Genomic DNA, 15,448 nt, shown 5'->3' on the forward strand with positions numbered 1-15,448 from the left:
CGGTACCGAGCGCCGCGGTGCGCATGGGCCCGTCCCGGACGACTGAGCGGCTCAGCGCGGAACGACTCCGCCCGCTCTGTCCAGCTTCGCCCACTGCTCCGACGTCAGCCCATCACTTTCTTGAGCGGCAAGCGCTTTTCGACGGATACGGGTCGGTCTGTGCCGTTGCAGGCCGATGTAATGGCCGGTTTGTACCGTTGTCGGCGATGTGGTGGCCGGCTGACGGGAGCGGGAGCGGGAGCAGGAGCTAGAGGTCGAGAACGACTTCGGTGGCCGGCTCGCTGCAACAGACGAGGACGGTGCCGGCTTCGGGGAGTTCGAGGGGCGGGGTGGTGTAGGTGATGTCACCCGACACGAGGTGGGTGATGCAGGTGTGGCAGACACCGGTGCGGCAGGACCAGCGGGTCGGGATGTCGCAGGCCTCGGCGAGGTCGAGGAGGGACGCGTGAGCGGGTGACCAGGGGGTGGTGATGCCGCTGCGGGCGAAGGTGATGAGGGGGCCGGTGCCCGGTGGGCCGGGCGGCTGGTGGGGCCGGACCGCGGCAGTGGGCGATACGCCGGGATTGATGGCGGGGAGGGCGCTGAACCGCTCCGTGTGGATCCGCTCGGGGCGCAGGCCGTGATCGCGCAGATAGCCGCCGAGGTCCTCCATGAAGGCGGGTGGTCCGCAGAGGTAGGCGTCGGCGCCGGTGGGAATGCCCATGGCCGCGAGCGTGGGGGCGGTCGGACGGCCCTGGGTGACGTGGGGCTCGTCGGGACGCCGGGCGGCTTCGGCGGTGTAGTAGATGTGCTCGTGGGCGTGGGGGAGTTGCGCCAGGAGCGCCCGGACCTCGTCCGCGAAGGCGTGGTGGGCGCGGTCGTGGGCGGTGTGGATCCACCAGACGGGGCGTGTGTCCCGTACGGCGGCGAGTTGGTGGAGCATGGCGAGCACGGGGGTGGCGCCGATCCCGGCGGAGACGAGGACGACCGGGCGGCTGCCCTCGTCGAGCACGAACGTCCCGCGTGGGCTGGCGATGTCCACGGGGTCCCCGGGGCGGAGCGTGGCGTGGATGTAGCTGCTGACCTTGCCGTGGGGCTCGTGTTTGACGCTGATGCGGTAGGTGCCGGCGCTGGGCGCGGAGGACAGGGAGTAACTGCGGACCGCGGGGGCCCCTTCGCCGATGGCGAGGCGGAGGGAGAGGTACTGGCCGGCGCGGGCCTCGGGCAGGGGCGTGCCGTCGGTGGTGTCGAGGTAGACCGACGAGACGGTTGGGGTCTCGGGGACGATGCGGGCGACGCGCAAGGTCCTGAAGCCCGGCCATCCCGGCTCGTCTCTGGGCTGCTGGGTGCCGGTGCGTTCGCTCGGCCATCCCGGTTCCTGCCGGGGCTGCTGGGCGGCGGCGAGTTCACGGAAGGACTGCTGCCATCCAGGGCTGAGGGCGGGGATGTTCAGAGCTCTGCGCAGCTTCGCCGGGTCACGGCCGGGGAGGTAGAGCAGCGCGTCGGTGTCGGCGACGCTGAGTTCTTCGGGCCCCTTGCGGGTCAGGGTGATCTCGTCACCGGCCTGGACACGCCCCTCGGTGAGGACGCGCAGGTAGAAGCCGGGGCGGTGGTGGGCGACCAGCAGGGCGGCCATGGTGGGTTCACCCAGGCGCAGGCCGACGCGGTAACAGGTGACGCGCGGCTGGGTGACTTCGAATTCGGCCTCACCGATGCGGTACCGGTCGCCGATGCACACCTCGGTGTCGGGCAGACCGTCGACGGTGAAGTTCTCGCCGAAGACACCGAAAGTCAGGTCGTCGCGGCCGAGTTGCTTCTGCCAGTACTGGTAGGACTGGATTTGGTAAACGAGGACGGCGCGAATTTCGCCGCCGTGCCCGGCCAGATCACCCTGACCGTCTCCCTCGATGTTCAGCCGCCGCACCATCCGGGGGCCCTGCACGGGGGATTTCCAGGCCCCGGTGCGGACGGTTCTGCCCTGCCAGGAGACGTCCTTGGGCATTCCTACGTTGACGGACAGCAGCATCGCCATTGCGGACCTCCTGCGGGGTGGCCGGCCAGAGGCAAGCCCCTCAGGGCGCTGTGAGCTGTGAGCCGTGATCTGTGGCTCTGAGTCGTGAGTCGTGAGTCGTGATCTGTGATCTGTGATCTGTGATCTGTGATCTGTGATCTGTACGCTCAGGCCGATAGTAATTCCTATGCCAGTGCGTCCGCGATTCCGTGATCACACAGCATGGGGTGCACGCGCTGGGATTCCCCGAGCGAACAGACCGAAGACGTCACTCGGCTGCGGTGTCGCGGGTGCGCTGATAGTGACGCCTTGCCTTCATACGGTTGCCGCAGACGGCCATCGAGCACCAGCGGGCCTCGTTGGTCTTGCTGCGATCGATGAGGAACAGCCGGCACTCCGGGTTGGCGCACGGCCGTAGCCGGCCGGGCATCGTCTCCTCCAGCGCGCTCCACGCCATGACCGCGTCCACCGCCGTCCGGCGCTCCGCAGGGGCGTCCAGCTCCCACGACACGGCGGGCAGGAGGCGCGGACGGGAGACGACCCCCTCCAGAAGCGGGGTCAGCGACGTGGCGGGCCGGCTGCCGCGCACCACGCCCTGCAGGGCATCGCGCGCCTGAAGCAGATGTCGGTGCTCCCCGGCCGTACCGCTGCCGCCGTGGGTCCGCTGCCAGAACCTGGCCGCGTCGGGATCTGCCAGTCGGTCCTGGACGACCCCCTTGACCACCGGCGTGCTGTTGAGCAGCTCGAGCAGCGCGTCCTGCTGTTCCCGGTCGGTCGTCACCACGCCTCCTGACCGCATTGGCTCGCTTGACAGGGTGCCCGAGTCCCTCTCCGGGACGGCCGGCCGCGCTGGCTGCCGACCGTTCCTGGGTGGAGGCTTGAAACATGCCGATGTGCTGCGGCCTGGGCGGGCCGGCCGGCGCCCGCTCGCAGCCGCCACAACCGCGATCTGACGATCTCACCATCACAAGCACATTGACGGATCAGACCCATCGTGCGCGACCGAATGAGTAACCAGTGAAACTGACCGAAGGGGTTAGGGAGATGGTTTCCGCAGTTCACCACCGCACCGCCACCGTCAACGACCTCGAAGTCCTCTCCTCCTCGCCTGACGTACAGGGGGTCGCCTCGCGACGCAGGCGCTCGACGCCCGGGGCACGCCCCGACCGTCGATGACCACCACCCCCCATCCCGGGGTACGGCCACCCGCCAACCCCGCACCCGGAAGGAGCCCGCCATGGGACTGTCCTGGCAGCAAGGCCCCCTCTCCCCCGGCGCGATCGGACACTTCCTCACCCCCGAGCCCCTGCCCGAACGCCTCCTGTTCGCCGAGCCGTTGCGCCGTCGCCTGCGCGTGAAGTTCAACGGCACCTGGATCGCCGACAGCGAGAACGTCATCGTGCTGCACGAGCCGGGCCGCTACCCCGTCGCCTACTTCCCCCGCGAGGACGTGGACGCGCAGGCCCTGCTCGCGTCCGGGAAGGTCACCCAGCACAAGGACCTCGGTGACACCGCCTGGTACGCGGTGCGGGCCGGTGACCGCACCACCGAACGTGCCGCCTGGGAATTCACCGCGCTCCCCGGGCACGCCGCCGGACTCCAGGACCGTATCGCCTTCGCCTGGCGCGCGATGGACGCCTTCTACGAAGAAGACGAGCGCATCCTCGGGCACGCCGCGGACCCCTACCACCGCATCGACATCCGCGACACCTCCCGCACCCTGGAAGTCCGCCTCGACGACACCGTGATCGCCCGCTCCGAACACCCCGTCGTGCTCTTCGAGTCCGGATTCGCCCCGCGCTGGTACGTCCTGCGCGCCGACATCGACGAGAGAAGGCTGCGCCCCGTCGAGGGCCAGACCTTCTGCCCCTACAAGGGCCTGTGCGACTACTACGACATCGGCGACGCGCACCGCGCCGCCTGGTCGTACCGCAACGCCTACCGGGAAGTCGACCGGATCAACGGCCTGGTGTCCTTCGAACCGGACGAGGTCGAGGTCTCCCTCGACGGCAAGCGCCTGCACCTGGAACCCGGACAGAACGTCATCCCCCATGGCGCCGACCGCGATCTCGACGTCGACGAGCCCAAGCCCCACTGACCCCGACGAACCGGCCCACCGGCCCGCGCCCACGCCACGCGCCGCGAGCCGATCCGGATGACGCCGGGGCAGCCCGGCGGGCACGGTGGTCTCCGCGCAGCCGCCCTACGCGGTGCTCGTTGGAGGGGGAGTCACCGGCTCGGCCTGAGCAGAGCAACCTCTCAAGCCGAGCCGGTGGGCGATGTCGCGGAGCGGATCCCACGGCACCCTGGCTGCTGCCGGACTCCCTCTGCGCCGGTGGACGCCCCCGGACCGGTTCCGCCGGCCACCCCGGCGACCCGGCAGGTGTCGATCGGGCCGCACGGAAACACCCTCGGTGAGGCCCGATTGCCTTTACCGGGTCATGCTGTCGGGGGTGGGCATCAGTGCGTCCCACAGGGCCGTGGCCGCGCCGCGGTTGCGCGCGCTGAGCTCTTCCAGGTACCAGTCCTGGCCGAGGAGCTGCTTGACCCGCGGGATCGCCTCGCCGTCGGGGCCGCTGTAGTAGTGGACCTTCTTGGTGTTCCCGTCGGTGATCATCCGGAACATCACGTCGGCGGTGAGCGCCGGGTCGGAGCGGACGAGGTTGAGCGAGGCGAAAGTGTCCCAGGAGGCGAGGTAGTCCTCCGGGACGTTCTCGGCACGGTCCGCCTTGCCGAAGATCTTGGTCTCCATGCTGCCGGGATGCAGCGCCTTGACCGCGACGCCGAACTCGGCCAGTTCCGCGTGCAGGCCCTCACTGAGTGCGGCGACGGCCGCCTTGGACGCCTCGTACACCGAGGTGTACGGGAATCCGGCGTCGGCGCTGATCGAGCTGACGTTGACGACGACGCCCGAACGTTGCTTGCGGAAGATCGGGATGACCGCCTTGTTCAGCGCGATCAGGCCGAAGACGTTGGTCTGGAACTGACGGTGGACCTGGTCCATCGTCGAGGCTTCCAGTGGGCCGGACTGGAAGTAGCCGGCGTTGTTGATCAGGGCGTCGAGGCGGCCGAACTGGGACAGCGCGAGGTCGCCGAAGGCCAGGTCGGCGTCCTCGTCGTTGACGTCGAGCAGCAGCGTCCTGACGTTGTCCAGGCCGGCATGCGCGTCAAGGTCGGCTTCCTTGCGGACGGTGGCGACGACGTTCCACCCGGCTTCGGCGAAGCGGCGCACGCCCAGGTACCCGAAGCCGCTGGCGGTGCCGGTGATGACGATGGTCTGTACAGACATCGGAAAGCTCTCTTCGTGAGGTGAATGGTCCCCCGTGGCCCCCGCGAGTTAGTGAAACATGGTTGCATTAAATCTGCAACGGTAACGCACCCTTGTTGCGTTAAGCTGTCTTCATGACGACTTCGCCGTTCCAGCGCGCCCGTCGGCCCGAGCACAAGGAGCAACGCAGACGGGACATCCTTGACGCCGCCGCCACCCTCGGGCGGCGCGACGGCGTACGACCGGTCACACTCACCGACATCGCCGCCGAAGCAGGCGTCCACAAATCGGCCGTGCTGCGCTACTTCGCATCGCGCGAAGCGGTCTTCCTCATGCTGACCGCGGACGGCTGGCAGGACTGGGCCACCGCCGTCGACGCGTCACTGCAGGCACCTGCGGACCCGCGCGAGGTCGCGGCGGCACTCGCCACCACACTCACCGACCGCCCCCTGTTCTGCGATCTGCTCGCGCACGCACAGCTCAACCTCGAACGCGGGGTGACGCAAGAACAGGTCCGCGACTTCAAGGTCACGACCCTCGACGCCGTCGACCGCATCACCCAGGCCCTGACCACCGCGCTGCCGTGGATGACCCGGGGGCAGGCGGTCGACGTGATCGCCGGTACGACCGCAATGGCAGGACAGCAGTGGCAGACCTCGAACCCGCCGGAGACTCTGACCCGCCTTTATGCCGAGGACCCACTCCTCGCCCACGTGGCCTCGGAGTTCACGCCTCGGCTCACACGGTTGGTGACACTGCTCCTGGCCGGTGCCTCGGCGACCTCGAAGAGCGAGTCGGAACAGGTCGACTGACCTCCCGTGCGCCCGCGTGCACCGGCTCTCGTCGGTACGCGCGTCGAACTGGTGCGCTTGTGGTGCGGCGCCGGTGTTGTGGCAGGAAGGGGATGCTCGGCGGGCTGTCTCGGTGAGCAGCTTTACTCCGACAGCAGCGGTTGATTGCGCGGCACCCTGCACGCTTGCGCGCCTCGGGCCACCGGCGGAACGAAATCCCCGAGGGCAGAGCGTGTCTGTGCGCACCCAATCCCACCATCACTTTTGAGCCGCTGGAGCCAGCCTCCGCACACTGTCTTGACAAGCACGGTTCTTCTTTCTGGCCCGGACCGCCCCTGCCACCGAGGAGGAGATGCCCGTACCGTCCCCGGTGGAGACGTCGCCGGCGCCGCCGGTCGACACCAAGCCGCGCCCGCGCCGCCGGGCCTCCGCCAAGGGCAAGGCCAAGCACAGCGCACCTTCGAGGAGTTGCTGACCGAGGCGCGCGCGGCCACCGCCGAGTGGCCGGACGCGGAGTTGACCGCAGAACGCATCCGCACGGCGGTGCACGTCTCGCAGGCCAACGCGCGCACGCTGCGCGACACGCTGAAGGGCGAGCGCGCCGACGGCCGCCCGCTGCACTCCGTGGACGCGTCGGAGGGCAAGGAGCCCGAGGCTGAGGCCGCCTGATGCCCGCGGCATTCGGCAAGTGCTACGACCCCTCCAGTAGCCAGCACGGCATCCCAATTGGAGTTCACGCGGGTTCCTCGAGGCCCTCGGTACGAGCAACACCGCAAGTGAGCAGGTGAGGGCCTTCTCCATGCTTGTCACTCGTCTGTGTCAGCTTCTCCAAGTTACTGGCGGATTCCGGGAGTTCGGCCAGTAACTTCGAGACTATGCGGGATTCAGGAAGCCACCGCCGTCTGACGTTGCTCACCAGTCAGCCAGACGACGGCGATGCGCGCGGCGCCGACGAGCCTGAAGACAGCGGCCTGGCCGATGTCCAGGTGCTTCAGCGGCGGGCTGCCGCACAGACCCATGCCGTCGATGAGCAGGGCTTCTACCTGGAGACCGTGTCGGAGTATCTGTGGGCCCGGGACGTCGCCGGGCTTGCCCCCACGACGCTGGAGAAGCTGGTCCGCCCGGTATTGGAGCTGTGCTCCTTCTACGACCTGGTGCCGTGGCGGCTCACACCGCGGCATGTGGACCGCTTCTACGCTGGTCAGGGGCGCCGGGCGCGCTCGACCGTGCGGAGCAAGCTGACGAAGATCGACAGCTACTTCGCGTTTCTGGAACAGCGTTATGCCGGGGAGATCGCCCGGCGGTTCGGGGGGACTGTTGAATCACCGGTCGACACGTTCAACAGGCCGGTGCACCGGGGGGACTTCGGCTTGCGAATCCCCCCTTCGCAGCGAGCGCTGATGGAGTGCTTCGCGCAGTGGCGGGCATCCCTGCCCTCTGCCCGCAAGTACCAGGTGGCCGTACGCGACTACGTGATGGCAAAGATCGCCTACATCTCCGGGGTCCGTGCGAGCGAGCTGTGCGCGGTCCGTCTCGGAGACATCCATTGGGAGCTGGGCCAGTGGGGCAGGTTCGTGGTCCAGGGCAAGGGGGCCGGTGGCTCGGGCAAGCGGGAGCGGCAGGCTTACCTGTTCGAGGAGGGACGCGAACTGCTGTGGTGGTACATCGAGGAGGTCCGTGGATCGTTCACCGACGACGCCTCCGACCCGGCCGCACCGCTGTTCCCCTCCGAGCGGCGTCCCCGGGCAGTGGCTGCTCTGGACATCGCCGTGGCCACAGCAGTGCAGCCCGACGCGTTCCGCAAAGCGCTCAAGACTGCTGGCAGTCTGTATCTTCCCGGGCCGGTGACCTGCTTGTTTCCCCACCTGCTGCGGCACGCGCGGGCGACGCATCTCTACGAGAGCGGCATGGCGCTGTGGGACGTCCAGAAGGTCCTTGGCCATATCTGGGCCAGTACCACGGTCGGCTATCTGTCGACCGTCCAGGCGGACCCGGAGCTGGCCAGCCTGCAGTCCGCACGGCGCGCGGTCCGCCGCCTGAGCATGGAGGCATGAACGATGAAGTGGAATCTGCGGATGGTCGCCGCGCAGCGTGACATCTGGCGGCCGACGCAGCTGCAGAGCGTCCTGGCCGAGGTGGGGTTCACGCCGTCACTGAGCAAGGTCGCGGCGTTGTGGAGCGGCAAGCCGGTCACGGTCCGGCTGGAGGACCTGGACAAGATCTGCGCGGCGCTCGACTGCACCGTTGCTGACCTCATGCAGGCCGAACCGGAGTCGTATCTGGCCCCCCGTGAGCAGGACGAACGCCGGGCGGTCGGCACTCGGCGTGATCACGGCGGTGCCGTCCGGCCAGTCCCGGGCAACGGCCGTGGACTGCGGGGCCTGCCGCCCAACTGAGGTCCAAACGAGATGCACTGGCGCCAACTGGTCTTCCGCTTTGGCCCGGAGCTGCCAGTTCCTCAGTGGCGCCCGTGGGCGCCGGGGCCGAAAGCGGACCCGGTTCGCGATGACCACAGGGTCTGTCCCCCGCAGGTTTCCGGTCAGCTGTCCTGGCCGCCATTGCCACGGACACTGACGACAGACCACGCCCACCGGATCGCGGACCGTCCTTTCACAGAGCTGCCGGCAATCACCGCGGCGGTCGACCAGATGGCCGCCGAGCGGAATCTGGGCGAGGCATGGAAACGCCTTGCCCTTCACATGGCCCGCCTCGCACTCGCCGGCCGGGACGCCGATCAGCGTCTGGTGCGTGAGCAGGACATCGTCCAGCTGCCGGAACTGCGCGGCCCGATGGTGGAGCTGCTGCGTCGCACGGGACTGCTGCGGCGCCGCCCGAATCGGTGGCATCTGGCATTGCATCCCCAGCCTGCCGCCGTCAGCTGCGAGCACTGCCTGTCCTGGTCCGGCACCGCGTCGAAGTTGTGCTCCGCCTGCAAGAACTGGCGGCGTTTCAACGACACCGGCAAGTGCCGCCGCTGCCGCCGGGTCCTTCCGCTGTCCCTGGGACGCTGTCGACGCTGCCGCGTCGTCGAGCTGGAGCAGACTCTGGCCAGCGCCCCTACCCCCGACCAGCTCTGGTTCGGCGGCGGGATCGACATCTACGCGAACAAGACCGGCCGCGACCTCAACAACGCACGACGGCACCAGGCCCGCCAGGCCAGAGCAGCCCGCCGCTTCTGGTCCGAGCACCTGATCGACCCGGCCCAGCTCGAACTCTTCCCGGCTCCGGAACGCAACTGGAAAGCGATCCGAGACCCCGGACTGCTGAAGATCAGCCGCGAGGCGCAGGAGGTCGTCGACGAACTCGACCAGCTCGCACGGACACAGTCGTGGACGGATGCGACCCGCAAGAAGAGCCTTCGCACCCTGCGGGTGCTGCTGGGCTGGCTTGGCACCCGCGCGCCGATCCTGGAACGCGATGTCTACGGCGTCGGCGGCATGACCCCGTACTACAACGCCGTCCGCGTCGCCGGCTTCCTGCAGACCAAGGGTCTGCTGGTCGCGGACTCCGAGACGATGGGCGCCGACGAGGCATCCGTCCGTCGTTGGATGGCACAGGCTCCGACGCAGTTCCAGGCAGACCTCCGCGCCTGGGTCGCCGTGCTTCGAGGCAACGGCAAACGGCCCTCGCCGGCCATGCCCTGGAACACGATCCGCGGCTACATGCTCCACGTCGCGGCCGTCCTGGATACCTGGGACCAGCTCACCTCACTCAACGAAGTCACCGAGGAAGAGGTGAAGACGGCCGCCGTCAACTACTCGTACTTCACCGGGCTGCGGTCGCTCTTCAGGGCTTTGCGGCGCGAGCGCCGGATCTTCCGCGACCCAGCCAGAAACGTGCACCTCACGGCTCCCGTCAGGGTTCCCCGGGCCATCCCGTCGGACCGACTCAGGGGGCTCCTGGAACAGGTCCCGGGCACCAAGGACAAACTCGCCCTCGTCCTGATCGCTGTCTATGCCATCCGTCCCAAGCAAGTCGCCGAGATCAGGCTGGACGATCTCGACCGATCCACAGGACGCCTACAGATCCGCAGGCCGCACCGGCTCGACCACCAGGTATGCCTGGACGAGTTCGCCCTGCATCTCGTCAAGGACTGGCTGGTCGAACGTCACCGCCGCTGGCCGTTGAGCAGCAACCCCCATCTGATCGTCAGCCCCATAACCGCCATGCACGTCGACCGGCCGACGGTCGGCATCTCCAACTTCCAAGCGATGCACGACCGTATCGGGATCAACGCCACCCAGCTCCGGCAGGACCGGTTCCTCGACGAGGCACGAGAGACCGCGGACCCGGTCCGGCTGATGCGCTTGTTCGGCATCACCTCTCACACCGCGATCCACTACGTCCGCGCCGCCCACCCCGAGTACTTCACCATCGACCCCACCCAGGCTTAAGAACGTTGTTTCCTATGGCGAGACGTCCACCGACCACGAGTGGCGGGGCGGCCTCGTTTGGGCTGGAGTGGTCAGTTGGGTCAGGTCACCCAACTTCTGGTGGTCAACCAGATGCAGGTCGAGCAGGAGGTGCCGATGACTGGCGCCTGATGGGCTCGTAGTCGAGCCACGGGTCTTGGAGGAACTCGTTTCGATGGGAGGCATGGCCCAGAGCGCTGACCCGGAAGTACAGCGCACGTCGTGTCTGCTCAGATTGGTAGTTGCCGCCGATGTTGTGGCCGAGAAGGTAGTGCGCGAGCAGCAGGTCCCCCGCCCGTCCCCTGATCTGCTCGGGCTCGGGCAGAGCAATCGGTGGGTAGGCACAGAACATCTGCGGGCCGTGATCGCGGAAATATGCGGCGTGTGTGAGATGCGTGCCTGGCCAGACCCAGAGGTTGCCGGAGTTCTCCGTGAGCTGATCAGACATCAGGACGCCGGCCAGGAGCGTGAAGGTGCCGCGCACTGGCTCACCGGTCGGTTCCGGGTTGCCGGCATCAATGTGCGGAAGGCCAGGACGGTGTGAGTACGGCGGGATATTCAGCGCTACCTGGACCTGCCAAGGCACCTCCAGTGTGCCGGCCCCGGCCAGTTCCTCGGCGAGACCGAAGGCAGAGCTGTCGGTCAAAGGCGCCATCAACGCGGGCTCGTCTTCGGTCCGAAGGAAGTAGAAGTGACTGCCTTGCTTGTCGGCAGCGGGTGGGTCGGCCGCAATGACCTCGTCGATCCGCCGGGCCGCCTGGTCCAGAAGGTCGTCGGACACCACCTGAGGAACCACGACGAAGCCTCGCTCGGCGAACTCGCTTATCTGACTGTCGCTCAGCACTCGATCACCTTAGAGCGACAGCACCTGTGGCAGCGAAGGGATTTCTGCAGGCAGCCGCGCGTCAGCCGGAGACCCGATGCCAGCCCACCGGCGTCTAGGCGGATCAGGATCACGAAGGTGGCTGACATGCCGGTCCGTGAGGCTTCCCCCACCGATTCGAGACCTCACCCTGCCTAATTCGCCCCGGGCGAACCCGCGTGCCTCCTCACTCCCAAACCCACCCTCTGCCAGCGCGTTCCTGTCAAGGCAGCCTACAGATCCTGTGAACCCGCTGGTTTCCACCTATCCGTGGCGCTATGCCCCCGAGGGGCTCGCCACGCGCCGCCAACTACGCGCCCGCGGCTTACGTCCGGGCGGTCAGTCGATCGCGGCTCAGGTGCTGCGCCCGCGCTACCGGCGCGGCCCGCTGGTCACCTACCTGTACCGCATCGACCGCGCCAAGCCCGTGCGGCCGATGACGCCCGGCAAGCGGGCCGCGCTCGCCAAGGCGATGTGCGCCCGCCGCACATGCCCGAAGTGTCGCACTGACGCGGGATACGTCATCCCGACCTCACTCGGCATGTGCGTGCCCTGCGCTTACCTCGAGGAACAGCGCGCCGCCTGACCTCCCTAGCACGATCCGGCGGGGCCCGTCCGCTCACCTCCTACAGCGACGGCCGGACCCCGCCTTTCCTCCCATTGGAAGGGACCCTCAGTGAAGCACCCCGACGACGAGAACGAACTGTTCAACCGACTCGAAGCCGAGATGAACACCGACTCCGGGGGCCAGGTGGTCGACCTCGACAAGGCACGGTCGGCCCGCTCGGAGTCGGCGGACCCGACCGCCCGACCCAACTCCGACCCGTCAACCGACTCTGGCGCGAGTCGGTCGGGTACCGAGTCGGCCGATCCGACCGTCCGCATGATGGTCGACCAGCCGAGCCCGACGGCGACCGGTCCGGGCTACCTCGGTCGGCTGCTCGGTGCGCAGCGCCGGGCGGTCGTTCCCGTGTGGTTGCGGTCGGTGGCGGAGCTGCGGACGGCCACGGCGTGGGTGGCCCGTCACTACGCGCACGCCGCCGGGTACCACGCGCTGCGCGCCCCGGTCTACGCCGCCCGCCTCACGCTTCAGGCGCCGACCGGCGCCGCTAGGTTCGTGGGCAGCACGCTACGGTGGGTGGCCGACCGCGAGGGCGAGACGGTCCGACTCGCCGCGGTCCGGCGCGAGGATGCGGCGGAGTACCTAAAGCTGTCGCGGCAGCGCGACGGACGGGTCCGGCTGCGCACCCTCGTGACGGTGCTCGCGATGTTCGTCGGACTGGGCACTGCGCTCGCCATGTACGTACTCGCCCCTGACTGGCTTCAGGCGGTGTCGGTGGGCGCGGTCGTGATGGCGCTCGGGTTCGCCGGCCGCCGCGCGGATGCTCCGGTCATCCACCGCGCGGTGGAACTGCCCAAGGCGGTCAAGCTCACCAGTGACATCGTGCTGCGTGCGCTGGGTGCGCTCGGCATTCCCGCCATCAACCAGGCGCAGGCCAAGGGCCGCGACGGGTTCGAGTTCACCGCTCCGATCTCCCGCGACGGTCCCGGCTGGCGAGCGGAGGGCAACCTCCCCTACGGCGTTACTGTGACCGACGTCATTGAGCGCCGCGACCGGCTCGCCTCCGGGCTGCGCCGCCCGCTCGGGTGTGTGTGGCCCGAGGCGGTTCCCGATGAGCACACCGGTCACCTCTTGCTGTGACGCGGTGGCCTGATCAACTTCGTTTGGCCCCCGGGCGCGACAGAGGCCACCTACTAGTGACTAGTAGGTGGCCTCTGACCAGCGTCGGGGTGGCGGGATTTGAACCCACGACCTCTTCGTCCCGAATGAGGTTCGGTCGGGATCGCCATCAGGTGGTTTGCTGTTTTGCCTGGTCAGGGCGTTGGGGTGCGGTGGTCTCGGGTGGTCTCGAAGGAGCCGAGAGAGCGGGTCGGCTCCCAGATGGCTCCCAGGGATAGCGCCCGGGCGGGACTGGTGTTCTTGCCCCGACCGTTATGACGACGGAACGGGGGCACGTTGTCGACCCCGGCTCTTGTACTCAGCGGTTTCGTCGGCGAGACGCCTTGGCTTGCTTCTGACGCTTACGTCGCGCGTCCTCCGCGCGGCGCTGGGCTTTGACCCTCGCCACATCCTCGGGGCTCCGGATAGCGCGAGGGAATGCCTCTTCCACCGCAGCCTCGTCGTCAAGTAGCCATGGCGGACACGCGCCTGTCATCGCCTCGGTGTCGGCGACGATGGCTTCCTCCAACTCGACATCCGGAAATTCGGCGCCCGTGCACGAGGAGTAGCGTGTAAAAGGCGAGGCGAGTCCTGTGATCGCCCCGATTCCCGAAGACGGGTGATCCTCATGACCGGCTCCGATGCACGGTCTGTTTCCCGGCATCTGCCCAGCGGTGTTCACGAGGCCGTGCAGCCGGGGTGTGCGTTGCTCCGGCTGGAGACCACGGAGTCGCGCGAAGGTGTCCTCGACGGTGCGTGGTGGCCGCGGTCGCGCGACATCGCCGCCGAGCTGCCCGCGCTGCTCAGCGCCCTCACCGGCCATCTCGGCCCCCTCACGCGCGTCGGGCTGGACACCACGGCCTGGGAAGGGCTTCCGACGCGGATCGTCGTCGACGACCAGGTGGTGCACATCGACTCCTTTCCGCTGGGCGACGACACCGTGCTGATCACCCGAGGCGACCAGGACATCTTCTCGCTGCTGGTGGTTCCGCCGGACACAGCACCCGAGGCCGCCCGCGCCGCGATGGCCCAGGCCGTCCGGGCCGACAACGTCACCCAGGCGAATCAGATACTCATCGACACCCGAAGCGCGCAGGTGCCGCCGGAGTGAGGTCAGCCGCGCCACTCCACCAGGAGCAGCGTCGCGTCATCCGTGGTGTGTCCGCCCCGCGCCCGCTTGAGCGTGTGGGACAGGGACCGCGCCACCGCCCGGATTCCGCGGCCGGTTCTCTCCAACTGGTTCACCCAGTCGATCATCAGGTCCTCCCCGAACTCGTCCTCCCCGGTCTTGTGCTCCTCGATCAGTCCGTCCGTGAAGCAGAGGAGGCGGTCCCCCGGCTCCAGCTTCATCTCGCTCGTCTGCGGCTGCGGACCCCCGAAGCCGACAGGGAGGGTCGTCGGACCGGTCAGCCGGAGTGTGACGCGGTGATCACGGACGAGCATCGGTGACGGGTGCCCGGCGTTGACCCACAGAAGATGCCCCGTCGTGGTGTCCAGCTGCAGCATCTGCGCCGTGACGAAGTGCTCGGGGCCGAACTGGTCCGCCACTGCGCGGTCCATGAAGGCGTAGATCTCCGGCAGTCCGGTGCCGGCGCGGCGGGCGTGGCGGTAGGCGCCGATGGCCACGGTCGCCATCGTGGCCGCGTCCAGGCCGTGTCCCATCGCGTCGATCATGGCCACGTGGAGGACGTCTCCGTTGAGGGCGTAGTCGAAGCTGTCACCCGCCACGTCATAGGCGGGTTCAAGGATCCCGGCCACGGCGACCCGAGGCATGATCATCGCCAGCGGTGGCAGCAGGGCCCACTGGATCTCGGCGGCGACGCTCATCGGTTCGCTGCGTCGGACACCGAAGAAGAGGTCGGAGTAGCCGTGCTTGGTCACCAGTAGGTCGGCCACCAGGCCGGCGAGCCTGCGCAGCATGCGGCGGTCGTGTTCATCGACGCTGTCCAACGTCACTGCCATGACTCCGACCTGATCGCCGCCGTCCAGCAGCGGCAGCAGGATTCGCACGCCGTCGTCCTCGGGCAGCTCGACGGGGTGAGCGTCGAGAAAGCAGCGGCCCGCCTCGGAGTCGTCGATCACCTGCGGTTCCCCGTCCGTGAGGCCGTCGCCGGGCAGGGGGACGAGCAGCAGTTGGCCGTAGTCCTGCAGCAGCACCTGCGGCCGGCGACCCCCGAGCCGCTCCACCACGTCAGCGACCAAGGGCCCGATGAGATGGGGCGGCAGCTCATGCGCGCGGTCGAGGACCTCTCCCAGCAGAGCTTCCCCGAAGCTCTCGTAGCGGTCTGCACGCTGTCCGGCCGTCATCCCCTCACCCGCCATGATCCGAGCCGATCGGAGCGGCGGGCTGGGACGACGCAGGGTCTGCCAGTGTCATCGCTCCATCGACGGGTCGTAGATGCCCC

General features: G+C 68.4%; 13 protein-coding genes and 1 pseudogene. 9 read left to right on the forward strand and 5 right to left on the reverse strand.

Annotation, left to right across the window (positions count from 1 at the left end; translation table 11 throughout):
- Positions 1–247: 247 nt before the first annotated feature.
- Positions 248–2,011: an MOSC domain-containing protein gene (locus ACWD5Q_RS11595; RefSeq protein WP_451426829.1), complete on the reverse strand. Its 1,764-nt coding sequence runs from the start codon at positions 2,009–2,011 to the stop codon at positions 248–250.
- A 247-nt stretch (positions 2,012–2,258) separates the two neighbouring features.
- Complete coding sequence (locus ACWD5Q_RS11600) at positions 2,259–2,771, reverse strand: CGNR zinc finger domain-containing protein (protein WP_451426830.1); 513 nt, start codon at positions 2,769–2,771, stop codon at positions 2,259–2,261.
- A gap of 456 nt (positions 2,772–3,227) precedes the next feature.
- On the opposite strand from ACWD5Q_RS11600, the gene ACWD5Q_RS11605 reads away from it, so the two are divergent.
- Complete coding sequence (locus ACWD5Q_RS11605) at positions 3,228–4,088, forward strand: DUF427 domain-containing protein (RefSeq protein ID WP_451426831.1); 861 nt, start codon at positions 3,228–3,230, stop codon at positions 4,086–4,088.
- A 333-nt stretch (positions 4,089–4,421) separates the two neighbouring features.
- On the opposite strand, the gene ACWD5Q_RS11610 is transcribed toward ACWD5Q_RS11605, so the two are convergent.
- Positions 4,422–5,279, reverse strand: a complete 858-nt coding sequence (locus ACWD5Q_RS11610) for an SDR family oxidoreductase (RefSeq protein ID WP_451426832.1) — start codon at positions 5,277–5,279, stop codon at positions 4,422–4,424.
- Between the two features lie 113 nt (positions 5,280–5,392).
- On the opposite strand from ACWD5Q_RS11610, the gene ACWD5Q_RS11615 reads away from it, so the two are divergent.
- The 5 genes from ACWD5Q_RS11615 (at position 5,393) to ACWD5Q_RS11635 (ending at position 10,443) form a co-directional block, all read left to right on the forward strand.
- Positions 5,393–6,070: a TetR family transcriptional regulator gene (locus ACWD5Q_RS11615; protein WP_451426833.1), complete on the forward strand. Its 678-nt coding sequence runs from the start codon at positions 5,393–5,395 to the stop codon at positions 6,068–6,070.
- Positions 6,071–6,517: 447 nt separating this feature from the next.
- Positions 6,518–6,718, forward strand: coding sequence for a hypothetical protein (locus ACWD5Q_RS11620; protein WP_451426834.1), 201 nt, complete (start codon positions 6,518–6,520; stop codon positions 6,716–6,718).
- 239 nt (positions 6,719–6,957) lie between these two features.
- Positions 6,958–8,103, forward strand: coding sequence for a tyrosine-type recombinase/integrase (locus ACWD5Q_RS11625; RefSeq protein ID WP_451426835.1), 1,146 nt, complete (start codon positions 6,958–6,960; stop codon positions 8,101–8,103).
- Between the two features lie 3 nt (positions 8,104–8,106).
- Positions 8,107–8,445 carry a helix-turn-helix domain-containing protein gene (locus ACWD5Q_RS11630; RefSeq protein WP_451426836.1) on the forward strand — a complete coding sequence of 113 codons (339 nt, stop codon included), beginning with the start codon at positions 8,107–8,109 and terminating at the stop codon, positions 8,443–8,445.
- A gap of 303 nt (positions 8,446–8,748) precedes the next feature.
- Complete coding sequence (locus ACWD5Q_RS11635; RefSeq protein WP_451426837.1) at positions 8,749–10,443, forward strand: hypothetical protein; 1,695 nt, start codon at positions 8,749–8,751, stop codon at positions 10,441–10,443.
- A 103-nt stretch (positions 10,444–10,546) separates the two neighbouring features.
- Here ACWD5Q_RS11635 and ACWD5Q_RS11640 read toward each other — a convergent pair whose 3' ends face one another.
- On the reverse strand, positions 10,547–11,305 hold the full coding sequence (locus ACWD5Q_RS11640) for a phytanoyl-CoA dioxygenase family protein (RefSeq protein ID WP_451426838.1): 759 nt from the start codon (positions 11,303–11,305) through the stop codon (positions 10,547–10,549).
- Positions 11,306–11,567: 262 nt separating this feature from the next.
- On the opposite strand from ACWD5Q_RS11640, the gene ACWD5Q_RS11645 reads away from it, so the two are divergent.
- From ACWD5Q_RS11645 to ACWD5Q_RS11655, 3 genes and pseudogenes are all read left to right on the forward strand, one after another.
- Positions 11,568–11,909, forward strand: a complete 342-nt coding sequence (locus tag ACWD5Q_RS11645) for an RRQRL motif-containing zinc-binding protein (protein WP_451426839.1) — start codon at positions 11,568–11,570, stop codon at positions 11,907–11,909.
- A gap of 90 nt (positions 11,910–11,999) precedes the next feature.
- A pseudogene (locus tag ACWD5Q_RS11650) lies at positions 12,000–13,022 on the forward strand (cell division protein FtsK); the annotation flags it as partial.
- Positions 13,023–13,671: 649 nt separating this feature from the next.
- The gene (locus ACWD5Q_RS11655) at positions 13,672–14,154 is read left to right on the forward strand and encodes a DUF5994 family protein (RefSeq protein ID WP_351925832.1); all 483 of its coding nucleotides are present in this window, start codon (positions 13,672–13,674) and stop codon (positions 14,152–14,154) included.
- Positions 14,155–14,156: 2 nt separating this feature from the next.
- Here ACWD5Q_RS11655 and ACWD5Q_RS11660 read toward each other — a convergent pair whose 3' ends face one another.
- Complete coding sequence (locus ACWD5Q_RS11660) at positions 14,157–15,350, reverse strand: PP2C family protein-serine/threonine phosphatase (RefSeq protein ID WP_451377522.1); 1,194 nt, start codon at positions 15,348–15,350, stop codon at positions 14,157–14,159.
- Between the last annotated feature and the right edge of the window lie 98 nt (positions 15,351–15,448).

The organism is Streptomyces sp. NPDC002513 (assembly GCF_053595355.1).